The organism is Mesorhizobium sp. M1E.F.Ca.ET.063.01.1.1 (assembly GCF_003998155.1).
Lineage (GTDB): Bacteria > Pseudomonadota > Alphaproteobacteria > Rhizobiales > Rhizobiaceae > Mesorhizobium.
In genome coordinates, this window is the sequence record NZ_RZSC01000060.1 from 12,970 (window position 1) to 17,160 (window position 4,191).

General features: G+C 57.0%; 5 protein-coding genes. All 5 read right to left on the bottom strand.

Annotated elements, in window-relative coordinates; genetic code table 11:
• Window positions 1–303 (bottom strand): ATP-binding cassette domain-containing protein (locus EOA29_RS42885; RefSeq protein WP_245468435.1); only part of this gene is annotated, 303 nt, incomplete at its 3' end.
• Window positions 300–1,283, bottom strand: a complete 984-nt coding sequence (locus EOA29_RS07700; protein ID WP_127220692.1) for an ABC transporter ATP-binding protein — start codon at window positions 1,281–1,283, stop codon at window positions 300–302. The genes EOA29_RS42885 and EOA29_RS07700, both read right to left, overlap by 4 nt.
• Window positions 1,284–1,309: 26 nt before the next feature.
• On the bottom strand, window positions 1,310–2,203 hold the full coding sequence (locus EOA29_RS07705; RefSeq protein WP_127220693.1) for an ABC transporter permease: 894 nt from the start codon (window positions 2,201–2,203) through the stop codon (window positions 1,310–1,312).
• A gap of 1 nt (window position 2,204) precedes the next feature.
• Window positions 2,205–3,143 (bottom strand): ABC transporter permease, encoded by a 939-nt coding sequence (locus EOA29_RS07710; RefSeq protein WP_127220694.1) that lies wholly within the window; start codon window positions 3,141–3,143, stop codon window positions 2,205–2,207.
• 15 nt (window positions 3,144–3,158) lie between these two features.
• Window positions 3,159–4,191 (bottom strand): ABC transporter substrate-binding protein (locus EOA29_RS07715; protein ID WP_145969637.1); only part of this gene is annotated, 1,033 nt, incomplete at its 5' end.

The window sequence follows — 4,191 nt, forward strand, 5'->3', positions numbered from 1 at the left end:
CGTCATCGCCATGCGCCGCAAATAGGGCTTGCGTTCTGCCGCACTGAGTTTCGTGAGTTCCTGCCCTTGGAAGCTGATGCTACCGCTCACCGCCCGCTGCAGGCCGATCATCGTGCGAGCGACGGTGGATTTTCCGGAGCCGCTTTCGCCGACAAGGGCCAGCGTCTCGCCCTTGTGGATTTCAAACGAAATACCGCATACCGCGTCGATGAAAGGCGCTTTTGTCCCGGTTGCGAGCGCTTTAAGCGGCCCCATCGTGCGGAAGCGGACGCAGAGGTCCCGAACGCTGAGGAGGGCGCTCATGCCGAAACCGGCCGCTTTTCTTCGAGCAGATGGCATCGTGCGGTCTGCCCTGCGCTGATGGGGTAATCGACTGGCCCTTCCTGGACACAGCGATCAAACGCCTGCGGGCATCGCGCGCTGAAGATGCACCCCTTCTGCAAGCCCAGGAGACTGGGCACCTCGCCGGAAATGGTCGGCAATGTGCGTGTGGTTCGTTTAAGCCGCGCCGGGTCGCATTCAAGCAGGGCGCGGGTGTAGGGATGACCGGGATTGCGGAATATGCCGCGCACATCGCCTTGTTCTACCACTTCGCCGGCATACATGACGACGACCCGGTCGCACAACTCAGCCACAGCTCCAAGATGATGAGATACGAAGAGGACGGAGCAACCGATCTCCCTTTGGAGATCTTTGAGCAGATGGATGATCTGGACTTCAAGTGTCGCATCGAGCGCAGTCGTCGGCTCGTCGGCAATGAGGAGCGCGGGTCTTACAAGCAGCGCCATGGCTATACATATCCGCTGACGCATGCCGCCAGAAAAGTGGTGCGGATAGGCGCCTATCCGGGTTTGCGGATCGGGAATTCCGACCCGGTGTAGCATGTCGATGGCTCGATCACGCTTTTCACTTCGGCTTTTCTGCTCGTGATGCTGGATGTCGATCATCTGGCTCTCGATGGTCCGGACAGGATTCAACGCTGTCATCGGATCTTGAAAAACCATGGAAAGTCGATCGCCAAGCAGGCTACGCCGCGACTGAGCCGGCATCTTCAGCAGGTCTCGCCCGTCAAACAGGATCTCGCCACCTGTGACATCAGCATTTTCCGAAAGCAGACCCATCACCGTATAGGCAAGCGTCGACTTTCCGGATCCGCTTTCGCCGACGACGCCGACCACCTCTGCGGCTGCGACATCAAGTGACACGTTTCGCAGTGCATGAATGCGCCCCTCCGGTGTCCCGAAGTCGAGATTGAGGTGACGTATTTCCAGGAGGGGTGACATCGATTGCGATGACCGATCGTGTGGTATCATAGATCTTTCCGCAACTTTGGATCGAACATGTCGCGTAGCGCCTCGCCCAGGAATGTGAAGCCCAGCGTTGCGAGGACGATTGGAATACCACCGCCAACCACAAGCCACGGCGTCTGCTGGATGTAATTATAGCCGTCGTTGAGGATTGCTCCCCAATCGGGCGTGGGCGGACGTACGCCCAAACCAAGGAAGCTGAGACCGGCCTCCACCGCGATGACCGCGGGCACGTCCATGCTCACGAGGATAAGAAGCGGGCCGATGACGTTAGGCAGTACGTGCACTGCAAGGATGCGCGTCGTGCCAGCGCCCAGAGTGCGTTCTGCGGCGATGTATTCACTGTTTCGCAGCGCCTCTGTCTGGGTCCTCACGACCCGCGCATAAATGGGCATAGAGGTGATTGCGATGACGAAAATCACGCTGGCCAGGCTGGGTCCAAGTAAGCCGATAATTGCCAACGCGAAGATGATGCCAGGAAAAGAGCGAATGGTATCAAACAAAAGAAGGAGCAAATTGTCCAGCCATCTCGGTCCGAAGCCCGCAACCAAACCAAGCACAAGGCCCGCTACCAACGAACTGCCAAGCGAGGCGAAGGCGACAAGCAACGGGATGCGGCCGCCCATCATGACGCGCGAGAATGTGTCGCGGCCCAGTTGATCGGTACCCAACAGAAACGCCCGTGAAGGGTTCGCCAAACGGGGCCCCACCATGATGCGGATCGGATCATGTGTAACGATGAGCGGGGCGAAGATCGCGCTTGCGAACACGATCGCGACCAGCACGGCTCCAAGGACGCCAAGACGGTTCTTGCGCATTTGCCGCGCCGTCTTGCGCAAGGTGCCTGGTGCTAGCTTCGGGCCAGTTTCGCTGCGGAGCACTTCAAGGCTCGCCATGCTAAAGTTTCTCGCGGGTTCGAGGATCAAGAGAGGCAGCGATCAGATCGGACACCGTTGTTGCCAAGACAGTGACAACAGTGGTGACTAGCACGGCCCCTATTACCACTGCATAGTTGCGCGTGTTGACCGCTTGTACAATCAAGGCACCGATACCTGGTCTTGCGAAAACCACCTCGATAAAGACAGCTGACGAAAGCAACCACGCTATGCCCACGCCCAGGATCGTCACTGTTGGCAGGATCGCAAGCGGCAGCGCGTAACGCAAAACAATGCGCCATTCGGAAATCCCGAAGGAACGTGCCATTCGCACATGGTTTTCACCCAGGATCTCCATCATGGATGCCCGTACCAGCCGGGAGATGTATCCAACCCAGCCGATCCCGACGGCGAAGGCTGGCAGAATTAGATGAACAAGGCCGTCCAACAAACCCTCTCCGGCCCCGACTGCTGGTAACCAATGGAGAGTGACAGCGAAGATCAGGAGTGCGTAGACAGCCATGACGAACGAAGGAATCGCGATTGTGGCGACTGCCATGATCCCGACGACCTGGTCGACGACAGAGTTACGCCTCATGGCTGAGTAACAACCGAGCGGCACCGCAATCACCACCGCCCACAAAATCGAGACGAAGATTAGTTCGATGGTGTAAGGAAGTTGCTCGAATATTATGTCCGCAACTGGACGTTGACTCAACACATCAAAACCAAGATTGCCTTGCAGCAGCCCTTCGAAGAAAATGACGATCTGCAGGGCAAGCGGCTTATCCAACCCCATCTCCCGATGGAGGTGCGCTATCATTTCAGGCGTGGCGCGGGGACCCAGCAGTGCAACGGCTGGGTCGCCAGGCACCGCATGGATCATCATGAACACAAGGGTCACCGCGATCACCGTAATCACGACCGCGAGGAAGACGCGTTTCAGTAGATAGATCCACACAGTTCATGCTCAAGCTTAAGCCGGCTGGAAGTCGATATATAGCGGGGTTCCATCTGGGCGCATCGCCGCTTTCATTTGCGTCGTCCGATACATGACTGGATTGGTCTCATTGTTCAGGAACCGGAATGCGCCAGAGTCCTCCATCAGATCCTGCATCTCCTGGTAAAGCTTTGCCCGCTCGTTGGGATCGTTAATGGAGAGTCCCTTAGCGTTTAGCTCGTCAAAGCGTTGGCTGCGGAAGCGTTGCCAGTTCCATATACCCACTTGATCTTGCACGAACCAAGTCACGTAGTCGTACGGATCCGGCAGACCAGAGAAGGTCATGATAAAAAGCTGCACGTCCTTCCAGCTGTCCCCCTCCGATTCAACGCCGAGCGACCAGAATGTCCCGGGATCTCGGGCATTAACTACCAGTGAAATTCCGACCTGGGACAATTGTGCTTGCACGGTCTGGGCTATAGCTGAAGTCTTGCTGTCGTTTGTACAATCGAGGGTCAATGTCAAATCATTCACGCCGGCTTTTTCCAGAAGCTCCTTGGCCTTTGCGAGATCACCTTCCGGTGGGATCAGAGTCTTGGCGCGATGCCCAACGATACCTGGAGGAATAATGCCTGTGGCCGCAATCGACTGACCGTCATACGCGGTGTCTAGAACCTGCGGTACATTAATCGCCCATTGGATCGCCTTGCGGACATTGATATCCTTCAGTTTGGGATGATCTATGTTCATGCCGATCCATGTATAGCGGGTCGACGCCCTCTCCGCGATTTCGGTGTTTTCGGGCGGGTTGCTCTTGAACGCCGAGAGAGAATCCAAACCAACTACGGTGAAATCGACGTCGCCCGCCTGATAAGCTCGCTCCGCTGCCTTAGCGTCCGGGATAGGCAAGATACGGATTTCGTCGAAGCCGGGCTTGGGACCCGACCAATCCGGATTTCGGGTGAGAAGTGCATACTGGTTGGGTTTCCAGTCGGCTAGCACGTAGGGACCTGAGAATGCCGGCGGCTTCACACCGAAATTGCCGCCGTCCTTAGTAGCCTTCGTTACC

What these genes read in the sequence shown, in the direction of transcription:
- EOA29_RS07705 (WP_127220693.1), bottom strand. Translation starts at nt 2,203, where the DNA reads ATGGCGAGCCTTGAAGTGCTCCGCAGCGAAACTGGCCCGAAGCTAGCA.
- EOA29_RS07700 (WP_127220692.1), bottom strand. Translation starts at nt 1,283, where the DNA reads ATGTCACCCCTCCTGGAAATACGTCACCTCAATCTCGACTTCGGGACA.